Here is a 14848-nt window from a genome sequence, read left to right as displayed (position 1 = left end):
ACAGCACCGCATCGCCAAGATCGTTCAGCCCGAAGACCCGGCGGATGAGCGGATCGTTCGTGCTGTCCGGGTTTTCGCGGATATACGCTTCTTACCGGCCGATCTGGGTCCAGATCGTATTTTCGACCTCATCTGTAAAACGTCCCGTAACCCGTTGAATATCCACACCGGCAAGGTCGGACAGCGCCGGACCGAGCAGCGGGTCGTCGATGATCCGCATCGCATCGCGCACCTCCGGCAACATCACGTCGATCAGGCGGCGTCCCATGCTCGCGCGCAGAAAGCCGGTCGCCGCGGTATCGCCGCCGCGGATAAGGTCGATGGCATTGCGGATCCCCACGACGCGGATCGCATCGGCGACGGCGGGCGCGGCGGCCGCGGCCCCGTCGGCCGCCACGTCATAGAGCGCGCGGGCCATCCGGTCGCGCACCAGCGAGGAACCGAGAATGCGTTCCACCGCCCCACCGCGAACCCCGCCCAGCATCGTGCCGAGGTCGAGCGAGGCGATCTGCGTATCGTAGAATCCGCCGGGTGCGAGCATCCGGTCGAACGCATTCACGCTCGATATGGTGAGAAGCCGGCGGATCGCCTCGTCGAGGCTGAACCCGCCATAGCTGGCGCAGCCCGGCAGGCTCATCGCCGCGGCGCCCATCATGGAAAGGCCGATGAAACGGCGGCGGCTCGCAGGGGTGGTCGTCATTTCCATCGTCGGTCTTTCCTTCACCAGTCGGCCCGCTCGCTCGCGGGCGCATGCGGCGACGCTGCCGCGTTGTGTTGTGCGTTTCGGCGTCCCATATGGGGCGCGGCCCATGAACCAGACCGAAACCTCCCCCTCCGAAACGCCGCCCGCGGGGCGCGCGCGTGTCCGCCTGCTCGTCATGAACGCGGCGCTGGGACCGCTCGACTATACCGTGCCCCCATCGCTTGACGTGGAGCCGGGGAGCGTTGTCATCGCACCGCTCGGCCCCCGGCAGGTCACGGGGATCGTGTGGGAGACGGAACGCCTTCCCGGCGCGCCGGTTCCGTTTGCGAAGCTGCGTCCGATCCTCGACGTGATGCCGGTGCCGCCGCTGTCGGCGCCGCTGCGACGGTTGATCGAATGGACCGCCGATTATTACTGCGCCTCGATGAGCAGCGTCGCGCGCATGGCGCTGTCGTCCGGCGCGGCGCTGCGCGGGGGCGGCAGCATCACCGAATACCGGCTCACGGGCGAGGATCCCGGCCGCATGACGCCGCAGCGCGAACGTGCGCTGGACGCGTTGCAGGGCGAACAGGGCACCATCCGCGAACTGTCCGCCCTGTCGGAGGTGTCGGAGGCCGTCCTGCGCGGGCTGGTGAATGCAGGCGCGCTGGAGCCTGTACAGGTGGACATCGACCGCCCCTACCCCGCCGCCGAGCCGGCCCATGCGCCGCCTGCGCTCAACGATGGGCAGCAGGCGGTCGCCGACCGATTTGTCGCCGCGGTGGCGGAGCGCCGGTTCGCGCCCTTCCTCCTCGACGGGGTAACGGGTTCGGGCAAGACCGAGGTCTATTTCGAAGCGGTGGCCGAGGCGATCCGCAGCGATCGGCAAGTGCTGGTGCTGCTCCCCGAAATCGCGCTGACCGAAAATTTCCTCAAACGGTTCGAGGCGCGCTTTGGCACCGCCCCGGTGGTGTGGCACTCGAACCAGAAGTCGTCCGAGCGGCGCCGCGCCTGGCGACAGGTGGCGAGCGGCGGCGCGCAGGTGGTGGTGGGCGCGCGTTCGGCGCTGTTCCTGCCGTTTGCGCGGCTTGGCCTCCTCGTCGTCGACGAAGCGCACGAGATCAGTTTTAAACAGGACGACGGCGTGCGTTACAATGCGCGCGACGTCGCCGTCATGCGCGCCCGGTTCGAAGGCGCGCCCGTCATCCTCGCCAGCGCGACGCCCGCGCTCGAAAGCCTGCAGATGGCGGAGGCGGGCGTTTATGAAAAGCTCGACCTGCCGGCACGGTTCGGCGGCGCGAACCTGCCCGACATCGCCATCGTCGACCTGCGCGAACAGGTGCCGCCGCGCGGCCGCTGGATCGCGCCGCCGCTGGTGGAGGCGATGCGCGAACGGCTGGACCGGGGGGAGCAGGCGCTGCTCTTCCTCAACCGGCGGGGTTATGCGCCGCTGACGCTGTGCCGCAATTGCGGGTATCGCTTTCAATGTCCGAACTGTTCGGCGTGGCTGGTCGAACACCGGCTGTCGGCGCGGCTCGCCTGTCATCATTGCGGCCACGAAGTGCCCAGCCCCGAAGCGTGCCCCGAATGCGGGGAGCGCGATTGCCTCACCGCGTGCGGCCCCGGCGTGGAGCGCATCGCCGACGAGGTCTCGCAGATTTTCCCTGACGCGCGCACCGCCGTCATCACGTCCGATACGCTGTCGAATCCGGAAAAGATCGGCGCCTTCGTCGATGCCGCGCATGCCGGGGCGATCGACGTGATCGTCGGCACGCAGCTCGTCACCAAGGGCTATCATTTTCCCGAACTCACGCTCGTCGGGGTGATCGATGCGGATCTCGGCCTCGAAGGGGGCGACCTGCGCGCCGCCGAACGCTCGTATCAGCAGATCGCGCAGGTCGCGGGCCGGGCCGGGCGCGCGAAAAAAGCAGGCGAGGTGATGATCCAGACCCGCCACCCCGAAGCGCCCGTCATCGCCGCGCTGGCAGCCGGAGACCGCGATGCGTTCTACGCCGCGGAGACGGAGGCACGCCGCCATGCGGGCGCCCCGCCCTTTGGCCGGTGGGCCGCGATCATCGTGTCGAGCGAGGACGAGGCGGAAGCCCGCGATGCGGCCCGCGCCATCGGCGGCGCCGCGCCGCGCATGGACGATCTTGCCGTGTATGGCCCCGCGCCCGCGCCGCTGTCGCTTTTACGCAATCGTTACCGTTATCGCCTATTGATCAACGCGAGGCGGAGCGCGGCATTGCAGGATACGCTCCGGAACTGGCTCGGCTCGCTTGCATTTCCATCGGGCGTTCGGGTCGGCATCGACATCGACCCGTATAGTTTTGTCTGAACTGCGAAAGGCGTACATTGCTCACTGTCCATCATCTCGGCGTGTCCCAGTCCGAGCGTGTCATCTGGCTATGCGAGGAAATCGGGCTTCCGTACCGGATGGTGCGACACGAACGGCGGGAGGATAACAAGCTCGCCCCCGAAGCGCTCAAGACCATCCATCCCATGGGCCTCGCCCCCGTGATCGAGGATGACGGCCGGATCCTCGGCGAAAGCGCGGCCATCTGCCAGTATATCGACGCGCGGTACAACGATGGCGCGCTGACGCCGCAGCCGGACGATCCCGATTACGCCGATTTCCTTTACTGGTTTCACTTCGCCAATGGCACGCTGATGCCGAACATGTACATGGAAACGGTGGTCGTGCTGGCCGATCTGGAAGAGCCACCCTTCTTCTTCGTCGACCGGAAACGCCGGTCCTGGTCCATGCTGGAAAAGCGGCTGGGCGAGGCGCCGTTTTTTGCAGGCGAGCGGCTGACGCTGGCCGACATCATGATCGTTTTCGTCATGACCACGGGGCGCATGTTCATCAATTTCGACCTCGACGCGTGCCCCAATGCCCGCGCCTATCTGCGCCGGATCGGGGAACGCCCCGCCTATCGCGCGGCCATGGCGAAGGCGGAGCCGGGTTTTCGTCCCATGCTGGACTGAACCGCGGGTGCCCGTTCTCGTCCCCGTACTGGGCGATCAGCTTTCGCCCGGCCTCGCCTCTCTGCGCGATTGCGACAAGGGCGACACCGTCGTCCTGTTGATGGAGGTGCGCGAGGAATGCACCTATGTGAAGCATCACAAGCAGAAGATCGCGCTGATCCTGTCCGCCATGCGCCATTTTGCGGAAAGCTTGCGCAGCGATGGCTGGACCGTCGATTACATCGAACTGTGCGACCCCGACAATACGGGAAGCCTGACCGGCGAGATCATGCGTGCGGCAGAGAGGCACGATGCCCATCTGGTGCGGGTGGTGGAGCCGGGGGAATGGCGGCTCGACAAGGCGTTCAAGGGATTGATGGGCCCGCTCCCCTGCGAGATGGAGATCGTGCCCGACGACCGCTATCTGTGTTCCATCCCCGAATTCATCGGCTGGACGCAGGGGCGCGGCGAATTGCGCATGGAATATTTCTATCGCGAAATGCGGCGCAACACCGGCCTGCTCATGGAAGAAGCGGACGGCGATGCCGCGCCCGAACCGGCGGGAGGGCAATGGAATTACGACCGCGAAAACCGCGCCGGCCCCGACGATGCGATGGAGCCGCCGCCCGCCCCGAAATTCGCGCCCGACGCAACCACGTGCGCCGTGATCGCCATGGTGGAGCAGGAATTTCCCGACCATTTCGGCACCACCGGCGGCTTCGCCTGGCCCGTCACGGCGGATGAGGCGGAGAAGGCCGTGGATGCCTTCATCGCCGACCGCCTGCCCCTGTTCGGGAAGTATCAGGACGCGATGGTGCATGGCGAGGACGATCTGTTCCACTCGCTGCTCTCGACCTCGATCAATCTCGGCCTGCTCGACCCCGTCGCGGTGTGCCGCCGGGCGGAGGCGGCGTATGACGCGGGCGATGCGCCCCTGAACGCGGTGGAGGGGTTCGTCCGGCAGATCATCGGCTGGCGCGAATATATCCGGGGCATGTACTGGCTCGAAATGCCGGAGCTGGCCGAGGCGAACGCATTGGACGCGGACCGGCCGCTGCCCGAATTCTACTGGACTGGCGAGACCGACATGCGATGCATCGCCGATTGCGTGCGCTCGACCCGGGACAATGCCCATGCCCACCATATTCAGCGGCTGATGATCCTCGGCAATTTCGCACTCATCGCCGGGATCGTGCCGCAGGATGTGGAGGACTGGTTCCTCGTCGTCTATGCCGATGCGTATGAATGGGTGGAATTGCCGAACGTGGCGGCGATGGCGCTTTGGGCGGACAAGGGGCGGCTCGCGTCGAAACCCTATGCCGCGGGGGGCAATTACATCAACAAGATGTCGGATTATTGCCCCGATTGCCATTATTCGGTGTCGAAGAAAACGGGTGAAGGCGCCTGCCCGTTCAACGCGCTGTACTGGCATTTCATGGTGCGCAACCGGCGATTGCTGGAGCGCAACAACCGGGTGGCCCGCGTCTATTCGACATGGGACCGGATGAAGGAGGAACGGCGGGACGAATACATGGCGAGCGCCGACGCGTTTCTCGAAACGCTCGCACCCGCGCGCGCGGGATGGGCGCGGGATTAGAAGGTCAGCCCCTCACGGCGCAGCAGTTCCCGCTTGATCGCCGGACCATACTCGTAACCGCCCAGCGCCCCGTCCGCCCGCACGACCCGGTGACACGGGATCAACACCGCCACCCGGTTGGCGCCATTGGCCCGCCCGACCGCGCGCGATGCCCCCGCCTGCCCCAGACAGGCGGCGAGCGCACCATAGGACCGCGTCTCGCCCGCCGGAATATCGCGGAGCGCCTGCCACACGCGCTGTTGAAAGACCGTCCCGCCGGTATCGAGCGGAATATCCGCCGCACCGCCGGGCGATTCGATCGCCGCCACCACGCGGGCCATGAGCGGGGCGAAATCCTCTCCACCTTCGACGAGATCGGCCCGGGGAAAAAGCGTTGCGAGATCGTCGCGTCCCTTGCCGAACGCCACACGGCACACGCCCGCCTCGCTCGCCGCGACCAGAACGTCGCCCACCGCGGTCGGCGCCCTGCCCCAGCGGATCGTCACGCCCGCGCCGCCATCCGTCCATGCCGATTGAGTCATCGTTTCGCCTCTTCCCCCATCACGGCAATCCTACCCGCAACCGGTGCGTGGGTAAAAGACGAAAGCGCCGCGCGGGCGATTGCCCCCTGCCCAAGGCCGCGAAACCGCGTTAAAGGCGCTGCCCATGCGACACACCGCGCCGACAGGACATGACATGACGATGCCTTCCATGGGGGCGCCTCTCGTGCGGACGGGGCGGCGCGCCATCGTGGGGTTCCTTGCGCTTCTGGCGGCGTGCATCGCGATCTGCGTGCCCGCGACCGCGCGCGCCGATACCGCCGACATCAACGCAGCAGCGCGCAGCGTGGTCCGCGTCGTCATCGTGCAGCGCGATTCGGCCGGCTATGACGTGATCGGCCACGGCACCGGCTTTGCCGTGACGCCGACGCTCATCGTGACCAATGCGCATGTGCTGGCCCCGCTGCTGGAGGATGAACGGTTGCAGCTCGGCGTGGTGCCGGCGCAGGGGAAGAGCGGCTATTTCGCGCGGATCGTGCGGGTCGCGTCCGATGTGGACCTTGCGCTCATCGAATTGACCGAGGATGCGACGCTTCCCGTGGCGACGCTGTATTCCGGGGCGGTGGGCGATGGTTCGGACGTGTTCGCGGTCGGCTACCCGGCGAATGTGGACCAGGCGATCGGGCTGGGCCTCGGTGCGCTGACTTCGCCGCAGGCTCCGGTCAAATCGCGCGGGCAGGTTTCGGGCGGGCGCACGGCGAGCCAGTACGACACGATCCTGCATACAGCGCCGATCGGTGTCGGCAATTCGGGCGGGCCGCTGCTCGACCCGTGTGGCCGCGTCGTCGGCGTTAACAGCTTCGGCACGATCAGCGACAACGGCAGCGATTCCGAGTTCTATTTTGCCGTGTCCATGCGCGAAATCGCCCCCTTCCTGCGCGAGGCCGGGGTGAATGCACGCTTCAACGCGCAACCCTGCCGGTCGATGGGCGAATATGACGCGCAGCAGGACGCCCGTGCCATGCGCGAGGCCAGCGCGATGCAGGCCCGGCAAGCCGCCGCCGCCGCCCGCCTGCGCGACGAGGCCGAACGTGCCGGCCGCCGCGCCGAGCTCGAGGCGCTGGACCAGCGCGAGACGATGATGGCACTCGCGGGCGCATTGCTGGCCGTGATGGTGCTGGCCGTGATCGGCACCGTCGTCCTGTACGATCGCGACCGGCGCGAGGCGGCGCTTGCCTGCGGCGTGTTCGCGGGTGTGGCGCTTTTGGGGGCGCTCGTCGCGTGGTTTTCGCGGCCGGGTATTGCCGAAATCGAACGGCGCGGCGAAGCGGCGCAAGAGGCCGCGCTCGATCAGCCGGCGGACCGCGCGCCCGTCTCGCCCGACATGCAGAAGGGCCGCTTTACCTGTCGGCTCGTGCCCGAACGCAGCCGCGTGACCGTGTCGGATGCCAGCGATATTTCGCTCGGCTGGGACGCGGAGGGCTGCGTCAACGGGCGGACGCAATACGGCCTGTCGAACGGGGAATGGTCACGCGTGCTCGTCCCCAATTCGGAGCAGACCGTGTCGGTCAATCGCTACGACCCGGAAAAGCGCATTTTCACGACCGATCGTTTCCTCGTCGACCTGTCCGTGATGAACGCGGCACGCGAGGCACGCGGACAGTATCAGACGCCGGCATGCGGCGGCGGCGAGGATGCGGCCCGCGAACTCGGCGAAAATCAGGACGCGATTCGCGCGATGCTGCCGGACATGCCCAACGAACGGCTGACCTATATCTGCGAACCGGCGGCGGACGCCGTTCTCGGCGAGGGCGAGGACGTGACCGATTAAGACGGAAGCGCGGCGAAACGCCCCATTGCCGCGGATTTGCAGCCCCCGCCGCGCCGAAGCGACGCGAAGCGGTTGTCATTTGCGAAGCGTATTGCTAGGCGCGCCAGCGTGAAGGACGCAAACGCGCCCCGTCTGGCGGCGCATGAGTTTGGAAACCGTCTTCGAACGGACATAATCTTTTACGCAATTGAACAAGGGGCATTACGCGCGTGGATATTTCGGGCGGCATAAAGGCCAGTCTAGCAGGGCGATACGCCTCGGCCCTGTTCGACCTCGCGGTCGAGCACAACCAGGTGACCGCGGTCGAAAGCGACCTGGATTCGCTGCGGCAGGCTCTGGCGGCGTCGGACGACATGCGCTCGCTGATTCGCAATCCGGAGATTTCTCGGCGACAGGCCGGCGCCGCGATGGACGGCATCGGCCGCCATCTGGAGCTGGCGCCGCTGACGCGCAATTTCCTCGGCGTTCTGGCGCAGAACCGGCGTCTGCGCGAACTGCCCGCGATGATCCGCGCATTCCATGCCATCGCGTCGGCACAGCGCGGCGAGGTCACCGCCGAGGTGACGAGCGCGCACCCCCTGGATCAGGGGCAGCTCGCGACGCTCACGCAGAAACTGACCGCGCGCGAAGGCCGCGATGTGAAAATCCGCACCGAGGTCGATCCCGACATTCTCGGCGGGCTGATCGTGAAGATCGGCAGCCGCCAGATCGACGGTTCGATCCGCACCCGTTTGAATACCCTCGCCTCGGCGATGAAGGGCTGATGAAAGGCTGAACATGGAAATCCGCGCCGCAGAAATCTCCAAGGTCATCAAGGACCAGATCTCCAGCTTCGGCACCGAAGCACAGGTCACCGAAGTCGGCACCGTGCTGTCGGTCGGCGACGGCATCGCCCGCATCCACGGCCTCGACAAGGTTCAGGCCGGCGAGATGGTCGAATTCGCCGACGGGGTTCAGGGCATGGCCCTCAACCTCGAGGCCGATAATGTCGGCGTCGTTATCTTCGGTTCGGACAGCGCCATCAAGGAAGGCGACCAGGTCAAGCGGACCGGCACCATCGTCGACGTGCCGGTGGGCAAGGGCCTGCTCGGCCGCGTGGTCGACGCGCTCGGCAATCCGATCGACGGCAAGGGCCCGATCGAGAGCACCGAACGCCGCCGCGTCGAAACGAAGGCGCCGGGCATCATCCCGCGCAAATCGGTCCACGAACCGGTGCAGACCGGCCTCAAGGCCATCGACGCGCTCGTCCCCGTCGGCCGCGGACAGCGCGAGCTGATCATCGGCGACCGTCAGACCGGCAAGTCCGCCGTCGCGATCGACACCTTCATCAATCAGAAGGAAGCGAACGCGGGCGACGACGAGACGAAGAAGCTCTACTGCATCTACGTCGCCATCGGGCAGAAGCGTTCGACCGTCGCGCAGATCGTGAAGAGCCTCGAAGAAAACGGCGCGATGGAATATACCATCGTCGTGGCCGCAACCGCATCGGAACCGGCCCCGCTGCAGTTCCTTGCACCCTACACCGGCTGTGCGATGGGCGAATTCTTCCGCGACAACGGCATGCACGCCGTCATCGTCTATGACGATCTTTCGAAGCAGGCGAATGCCTATCGCCAGATGTCGTTGCTGCTGCGCCGCCCGCCGGGCCGCGAAGCCTATCCGGGCGACGTGTTCTACCTGCACAGCCGCCTGCTCGAGCGTGCGGCGAAGATGAACGAGGAAAACGGCGCCGGGTCGCTGACCGCCCTTCCCATCATCGAGACGCAGGCGGGCGACGTGTCGGCCTATATTCCGACCAACGTGATCTCGATCACCGACGGTCAGATCTTCCTCGAAACCGGCCTGTTCTACCAGGGCGTGCGTCCGGCCATCAACGTCGGCCTGTCGGTGTCGCGCGTCGGCGGCGCCGCGCAGACCAAGGCGATGAAGAAGGTGTCCGGCTCGATCAAGCTGGAGCTGGCGCAGTACCGCGAAATGGCGGCCTTCGCGCAGTTCGGCTCGGACCTCGATGCCTCGACGCAGAAGCTTTTGAACCGCGGTGCGCGCCTGACCGAGCTGTTGAAGCAGCCGCAGTTCTCGCCCATGCCGTTCGAGGAACAGACCGTGTCGATCTTTGCCGGCACCAACGGCTATCTCGATAGCGTGCCGGTCGACCGCGTCACCGAATACGAAGCGGCGATGCTGGGCTACATGCGCGCCGAGCATCCCGGCGTCCTTGCCGAGATCCGCGAAAGCAAGGCCTTCGACCCGTCGAAGGACAAGGTCGTCTCCGCGCTCGACAGCTTTGCCAAGCAGTTCGGCTAAGCCGGTTCACACCAGATAGGGAGCCGAAATGGCTAGCCTCAAGGAACTCAAGGGTCGGATCAACTCGGTCAAGTCGACCCAGAAGATCACCAAGGCCAAGCAGATGGTCGCCGCGGCCAAGCTGCGCAAGGCACAGGCGGCCGCCGAAGAGGCGCGCCCCTATGCCGAGCGTCTGGCCTCGGTGATGGCGAGCCTTGCCGGGCGTGCCGGCGACAGCGACAATGCGCCCCGCCTGCTCACCGGCACGGGATCGACGAAGCGGCACCTGCTGGTCGTCGCCAATTCGGACAAGGGGCTGGCGGGCGCGTTCAATTCGAACATCGTGCGCGCCGCTCTCGCCAAGGCGAAGGAACTCATCGCCGCGGACAAGGAGGTGGAATTCTACCTCATCGGGCGCAAGGGACGCGCCCCGATCCGGCGCGCCTATCCCGACCGGGTCGGCGTCAATTTCGACACGACCGACGTGCGCGAACCCGGCTATGCCGAGGCGGAGAAGATCGCCGAGGAGCTGATCGGCATGTACGAGGATGGCCGGTTCGACATCGCGCACCTGTTCTATTCCAAGTTCAAGTCCGCGCTGACCCAGACGCCCACGCGTCAGCAGATCATCCCCGTCCCCGCGCCCGATGCGGCAACGACCGACAATTCCGCCCCCACCGGCGCGGTCGTCGATTACGAACCGAGCGAGGAGGAAATCCTCGAGGAGCTGCTGCCCCGCTATCTGAAAACGCAATTGTTCGGTGCGCTGCTCGAAAACAACGCATCGGAACAGGGCGCCTCGATGACCGCGATGGACAATGCCACGCGCAACGCCGGCGACCTGATCGACAAGCTGACCATTCAGTACAACCGCAGCCGCCAGGCCGCGATCACCACCGAACTCATTGAAATCATCGCCGGCGCGGAAGCGCTTTAAGGCACAGACGGCAAGGATACGATATCATGGCCACCGCACCCACGCTCGACAATACGGGCACATCGAACATCCCCGCGCAGGGCAAGATCAGCCAGGTCATCGGCGCCGTCGTCGACGTGGTCTTCGAAGGCGAACTGCCGCCGATCATGGCCGCGCTGGAAACCGACAACAACGGCACCCGCCTCGTCCTCGAAGTGGCGCAGCACCTTGGCGAGAGCGCCGTGCGCACCATCGCGATGGACGGCACCGACGGCCTGACCCGTGGGCAGAGCGTGCGCAACACCGGTTCGCAGATCGAGGTTCCGGTCGGACCGAAAACGCTGGGCCGCATCATGAACGTCATTGGCGAGCCGATCGACGAGATGGGCCCCATCGGCGCGATGAACACTGCCCCGATCCATGCCAAGGCTCCCGAATTCGTCGACCAGTCGACCGAAGCGGCGATCCTCGTCACCGGGATCAAGGTCATCGACCTGCTCGCCCCCTATGCGAAGGGCGGCAAGATCGGCCTGTTCGGCGGCGCGGGCGTGGGCAAGACCGTGCTCATTCAGGAACTCATCAACAATATCGCGAAGGGTCACGGCGGCGTGTCCGTGTTCGCGGGCGTCGGTGAACGCACCCGCGAGGGCAACGACCTTTACCACGAATTCCTCGACGCGGGCGTCATCGCCAAGGACGAGAACGGCAACGCCACCTCCGAGGGGTCCAAGGTCGCGCTGGTCTTCGGCCAGATGAACGAACCGCCGGGCGCGCGCAGCCGCGTGGCGCTGTCGGGCCTCACCATGGCGGAATATTTCCGTGACGAGGAAGGGCAGGACGTCCTGTTCTTTGTCGACAACATCTTCCGCTTCACGCAGGCCGGTTCCGAAGTCTCGGCGCTGCTCGGCCGTATTCCCTCGGCCGTGGGGTATCAACCGACCCTGTCGACCGACATGGGCGCACTGCAGGAGCGCATCACGTCCACCAACAAGGGGTCGATCACCTCGGTGCAGGCGATTTACGTGCCGGCCGACGATTTGACCGACCCGGCGCCGGCGACCTCGTTTGCCCACCTCGACGCGACGACCACGCTGAACCGTGCGATCTCGGAACTGGGCATCTACCCGGCGGTCGATCCGCTCGATTCGACGAGCCGCGTGCTCGAACCCCGCGTCGTGGGCCAGGAACACTACGAAACCGCGCGCAAGGTTCAGGAAACGCTGCAGAAGTACAAGTCGCTGCAGGACATCATCGCCATTCTCGGCATGGATGAGCTGTCCGAAGAGGACAAGCTGACCGTGCAGCGCGCGCGCAAGATCCAGAAGTTCCTCTCGCAGCCGTTCCACGTCGCCGAAGTCTTCACCGGCATCCCCGGCAAGTTCGTCGCGATCGAGGACACGATCAAGTCGTTCAAGGCCGTCGTTGAAGGCGAATACGACCACCTTCCCGAGGCCGCGTTCTACATGGTCGGCGGGATCGAGGAAGCGGTCGCCAAGGCGAAGAAGCTGGCCGAGGATTCCTGATCGCCATGCCGCTGCATTTCGAACTCGTCACCCCGGCCAAGCTGGTGCGGTCGGAGGAGGTCCACATGGTGGTCGTCCCCGGCAGCAACGGTGAGTTCGGCGTTCTGGAGGGGCACGCCCCGTTCATGTCGACCATTCGCGACGGCAAGATCCAGATCTTCGCCTCGCAGGGTGCGACGCCCGACGAAATTGAGGTCGCCGGCGGCTTCGCCGAGGTGGCCGACGGCAGATTGACCGTGCTGGCCGAACACGTCGCAGGCTGAACCGCGATTGATCGCATAGAGAGCGCCGCCGGACACGTTCCGGCGGCGTTTTGCGTGGGGCGGCGGCGTTCCGCTGCGCCGTGGCAACGATGCTATTTTCGCGGGCCGCGCGTTTTTGCGTGAAAGTCCGGCGGACGCTTCGCGATCCAGCGCAGGAATTTCGCAACGCCGTCGTTGCGCCGCAGAAATTCGACATCCTTCCCGAACCGGGCCAGTTCCGCGTTCGAGAATTGCGCATGGAGCGTGCGGTGGCAGATCGGATGCACCGCGACCGTTTCGCGACCCTTGCGGCTTTTCGGGACCGTGTGATGATGCTCGACCCTGCCGCCGAGCGGCCTTTCGCAGAGCCAGCACCGTGTCGGAGCGAGCCCATGGTTAGCGAGTTGTTCACCAATTCCAGCCATAGAGGATCCACCATGCGAAGCGTGACACCGCTTCCGTCTGGCACAGGAAGATGCGCGCCACAAAGGTCTGAATTTATGAGTGCTTTTAGCCGAAAGGATGGATTGGCCTCCAAGTCGAACCCGCGCGCCAGCTTTGGCGTGGCCCGGCCGATGAAGGGCACCGGTGCCGTGCCAAGCGCGCAGCCACTCCCGCCCCCGCCCGAACCGGAGCCGTTCCCCCCCCTTCCCGAGATCGGGGTCGATCCGGAGGATGACGCGCTCGCCCGGCTTGCCGAACGCGCCAATTCGGTCACCGAGGGCAATTACACCGCCGAAGGTTTCGAAGTGTCGGTCCACCGGATCAAGGAGCAGGTATTGCCGCGCCTGCTCGAACGCGTCGATCCCGAGGCCGCAGCGACCCTGACCAAGGATGAACTGTCCGAGGAATTCCGGCCGATCATCCTCGAAGTGCTGGCCGAATTGAAGATCACCTTGAACCGGCGTGAGCAATTCGCGCTCGAAAAGGTGCTGATCGACGAATTGCTGGGCTTCGGCCCGCTGGAGGAATTGCTGTCCGACCCGGATATTTCCGACATCATGGTCAACGGGCCGCAGCAGACCTACGTCGAGCGCAAGGGCAAGCTCGAGCTCGCAAAGATACAGTTCCGCGACGAACAGCACCTGTTCCAGATCGCCCAGCGCATCGTCAATCAGGTAGGCCGCCGCGTCGATCAGACCACGCCGCTCGCCGATGCCCGGTTGAAGGATGGCAGCCGCGTCAATGTGATCGTCCCGCCACTTTCGCTGCGCGGGACGGCCATTTCCATCCGCAAGTTTTCGGAAAAGCCCATCACCATCGACATGTTGCGCGAATTCGGCAGCATGAGCGAAAAGATGGCGACCGTGCTCAAAATCGCCGGCGCGTGCCAGATGAACATCGTCATTTCGGGCGGCACCGGTTCGGGCAAGACGACGATGCTCAATGCCCTGTCGAAAATGATCGATCCGGGCGAGCGCGTGCTGACGATCGAGGATGCGGCCGAGCTGCGCCTGCAACAGCCGCACTGGCTTCCGCTCGAAACGCGGCCGCCCAACCTGGAGGGCGAAGGCGCGATCACGATCGGCGATCTTGTGAAGAACGCATTGCGCATGCGTCCCGACCGTATCATCCTGGGCGAAATTCGCGGGGCGGAATGTTTCGACCTCCTCGCCGCGATGAACACGGGCCACGACGGTTCGATGTGCACGCTCCACGCCAACAGCCCGCGCGAATGCCTCGGTCGGATGGAGAACATGATCCTGATGGGCGACATCAAGATCCCGAAGGAAGCCATCAGCCGGCAGATCGCCGAATCCGTCGACCTTATCGTACAGGTGAAGCGCCTTCGCGACGGGTCGCGCCGCACCACCAACATCACCGAGGTCATCGGCATGGAAGGCGATGTCATCGTGACGCAGGAATTGTTCAAGTTCGAATATCTCGACGAGGGATCCGACGGGAAGATCGTCGGCGATTTCAAATCATCGGGCCTGCGCCCCTACACGCTAGAAAAAGCGCGGCAATTCGGCTTCGATCAGGCGTATCTGCAAGCCTGCCTCTGAGGCCTGTGCGCCGCGCGTCAAACGGTTGCGAGCCAGTATTGCAGCGCGACGAAACCCGACAGCCCCGCAATGCCGAGCGCGGCGAGGAACAACGGCCCCCACGGCACGATGCCGACATCGTCGGGCCGTTGCCGCCGTGTCCGGCGAAGATCGCCCACCCATGCAATCGCGGCGAGCAGCAGCGCGCCTGCCGCAACGGCGGCCAGCATTCCCGCCTCGCTATCCCAGAAATTCAGCATGACGGGCGGCTCCCTGCCCGAACCGGCGCGGCCGCGCAATCGAAGGTTGATCGCATCGGCGGCGCGGCGCAGTAGGGCTGTAT

Annotated in this window: 13 protein-coding genes; 10 read left to right on the top strand and 3 right to left on the bottom strand. The window is 65.5% G+C overall.

Annotated elements, in window-relative coordinates; all coding sequences use genetic code 11:
* Positions 1-91: 91 nt before the first annotated feature.
* Positions 92-706 (bottom strand): DUF4197 family protein, encoded by a 615-nt coding sequence (locus JD971_RS12905; RefSeq protein WP_202083980.1) that lies wholly within the window; start codon positions 704-706, stop codon positions 92-94.
* 103 nt (positions 707-809) lie between these two features.
* Between JD971_RS12905 and JD971_RS12900 the strand changes: the two genes are divergently transcribed.
* The 3 genes from JD971_RS12900 to JD971_RS12890 are packed head-to-tail and all read left to right on the top strand — an operon-like array spanning position 810 to position 5246.
* Positions 810-3020 (top strand): primosomal protein N', encoded by a 2211-nt coding sequence (locus tag JD971_RS12900; protein ID WP_202083978.1) that lies wholly within the window; start codon positions 810-812, stop codon positions 3018-3020.
* 17 nt (positions 3021-3037) lie between these two features.
* On the top strand, positions 3038-3670 hold the full coding sequence (locus JD971_RS12895; RefSeq protein ID WP_202083976.1) for a glutathione S-transferase family protein: 633 nt from the start codon (positions 3038-3040) through the stop codon (positions 3668-3670).
* 7 nt (positions 3671-3677) lie between these two features.
* Positions 3678-5246, top strand: a complete 1569-nt coding sequence (locus JD971_RS12890; RefSeq protein WP_236672090.1) for a cryptochrome/photolyase family protein — start codon at positions 3678-3680, stop codon at positions 5244-5246.
* Here JD971_RS12890 and JD971_RS12885 read toward each other — a convergent pair.
* The gene (locus JD971_RS12885; protein WP_202083972.1) at positions 5243-5767 is read right to left on the bottom strand and encodes a methylated-DNA--[protein]-cysteine S-methyltransferase; all 525 of its coding nucleotides are present in this window, start codon (positions 5765-5767) and stop codon (positions 5243-5245) included. The two genes, JD971_RS12890 and JD971_RS12885, sit on opposite strands and share 4 nt — an antisense overlap.
* Positions 5768-5921: 154 nt before the next feature.
* Between JD971_RS12885 and JD971_RS12880 the strand changes: the two genes are divergently transcribed.
* The 7 genes from JD971_RS12880 (at position 5922) to JD971_RS12850 (ending at position 14526) form a co-directional block, all read left to right on the top strand.
* Complete coding sequence (locus JD971_RS12880) at positions 5922-7556, top strand: serine protease (RefSeq protein WP_202083969.1); 1635 nt, start codon at positions 5922-5924, stop codon at positions 7554-7556.
* Positions 7557-7765: 209 nt separating this feature from the next.
* Positions 7766-8320 (top strand): F0F1 ATP synthase subunit delta, encoded by a 555-nt coding sequence (locus JD971_RS12875; RefSeq protein ID WP_202083967.1) that lies wholly within the window; start codon positions 7766-7768, stop codon positions 8318-8320.
* 13 nt (positions 8321-8333) lie between these two features.
* Positions 8334-9860 carry a F0F1 ATP synthase subunit alpha gene (atpA, locus tag JD971_RS12870; RefSeq protein WP_202083965.1) on the top strand — a complete coding sequence of 509 codons (1527 nt, stop codon included), beginning with the start codon at positions 8334-8336 and terminating at the stop codon, positions 9858-9860.
* Between the two features lie 28 nt (positions 9861-9888).
* Positions 9889-10776 carry a F0F1 ATP synthase subunit gamma gene (locus JD971_RS12865; RefSeq protein ID WP_202083963.1) on the top strand — a complete coding sequence of 296 codons (888 nt, stop codon included), beginning with the start codon at positions 9889-9891 and terminating at the stop codon, positions 10774-10776.
* Positions 10777-10802: 26 nt separating this feature from the next.
* Positions 10803-12278: a F0F1 ATP synthase subunit beta gene (gene atpD, locus JD971_RS12860; RefSeq protein WP_202083962.1), complete on the top strand. Its 1476-nt coding sequence runs from the start codon at positions 10803-10805 to the stop codon at positions 12276-12278.
* A gap of 5 nt (positions 12279-12283) precedes the next feature.
* Positions 12284-12541: an ATP synthase F1 subunit epsilon gene (locus JD971_RS12855; RefSeq protein WP_202083961.1), complete on the top strand. Its 258-nt coding sequence runs from the start codon at positions 12284-12286 to the stop codon at positions 12539-12541.
* 479 nt (positions 12542-13020) lie between these two features.
* A complete protein-coding gene (locus tag JD971_RS12850) occupies positions 13021-14526 on the top strand; it encodes a CpaF family protein (protein WP_202083960.1) in 1506 nt (501 codons plus the stop codon).
* A 17-nt stretch (positions 14527-14543) separates the two neighbouring features.
* Here JD971_RS12850 and JD971_RS12845 read toward each other — a convergent pair whose 3' ends face one another.
* Entirely contained in the window at positions 14544-14765 is a 222-nt protein-coding gene (locus JD971_RS12845; protein ID WP_236672088.1) for a hypothetical protein, read from the bottom strand.
* Positions 14766-14848: the final 83 nt, after the last annotated feature.

This window comes from Croceicoccus sp. YJ47, assembly GCF_016745095.1.
Lineage (GTDB): Bacteria > Pseudomonadota > Alphaproteobacteria > Sphingomonadales > Sphingomonadaceae > Croceicoccus.
This window is presented reverse-complemented; position numbering and strand designations above follow the sequence as displayed.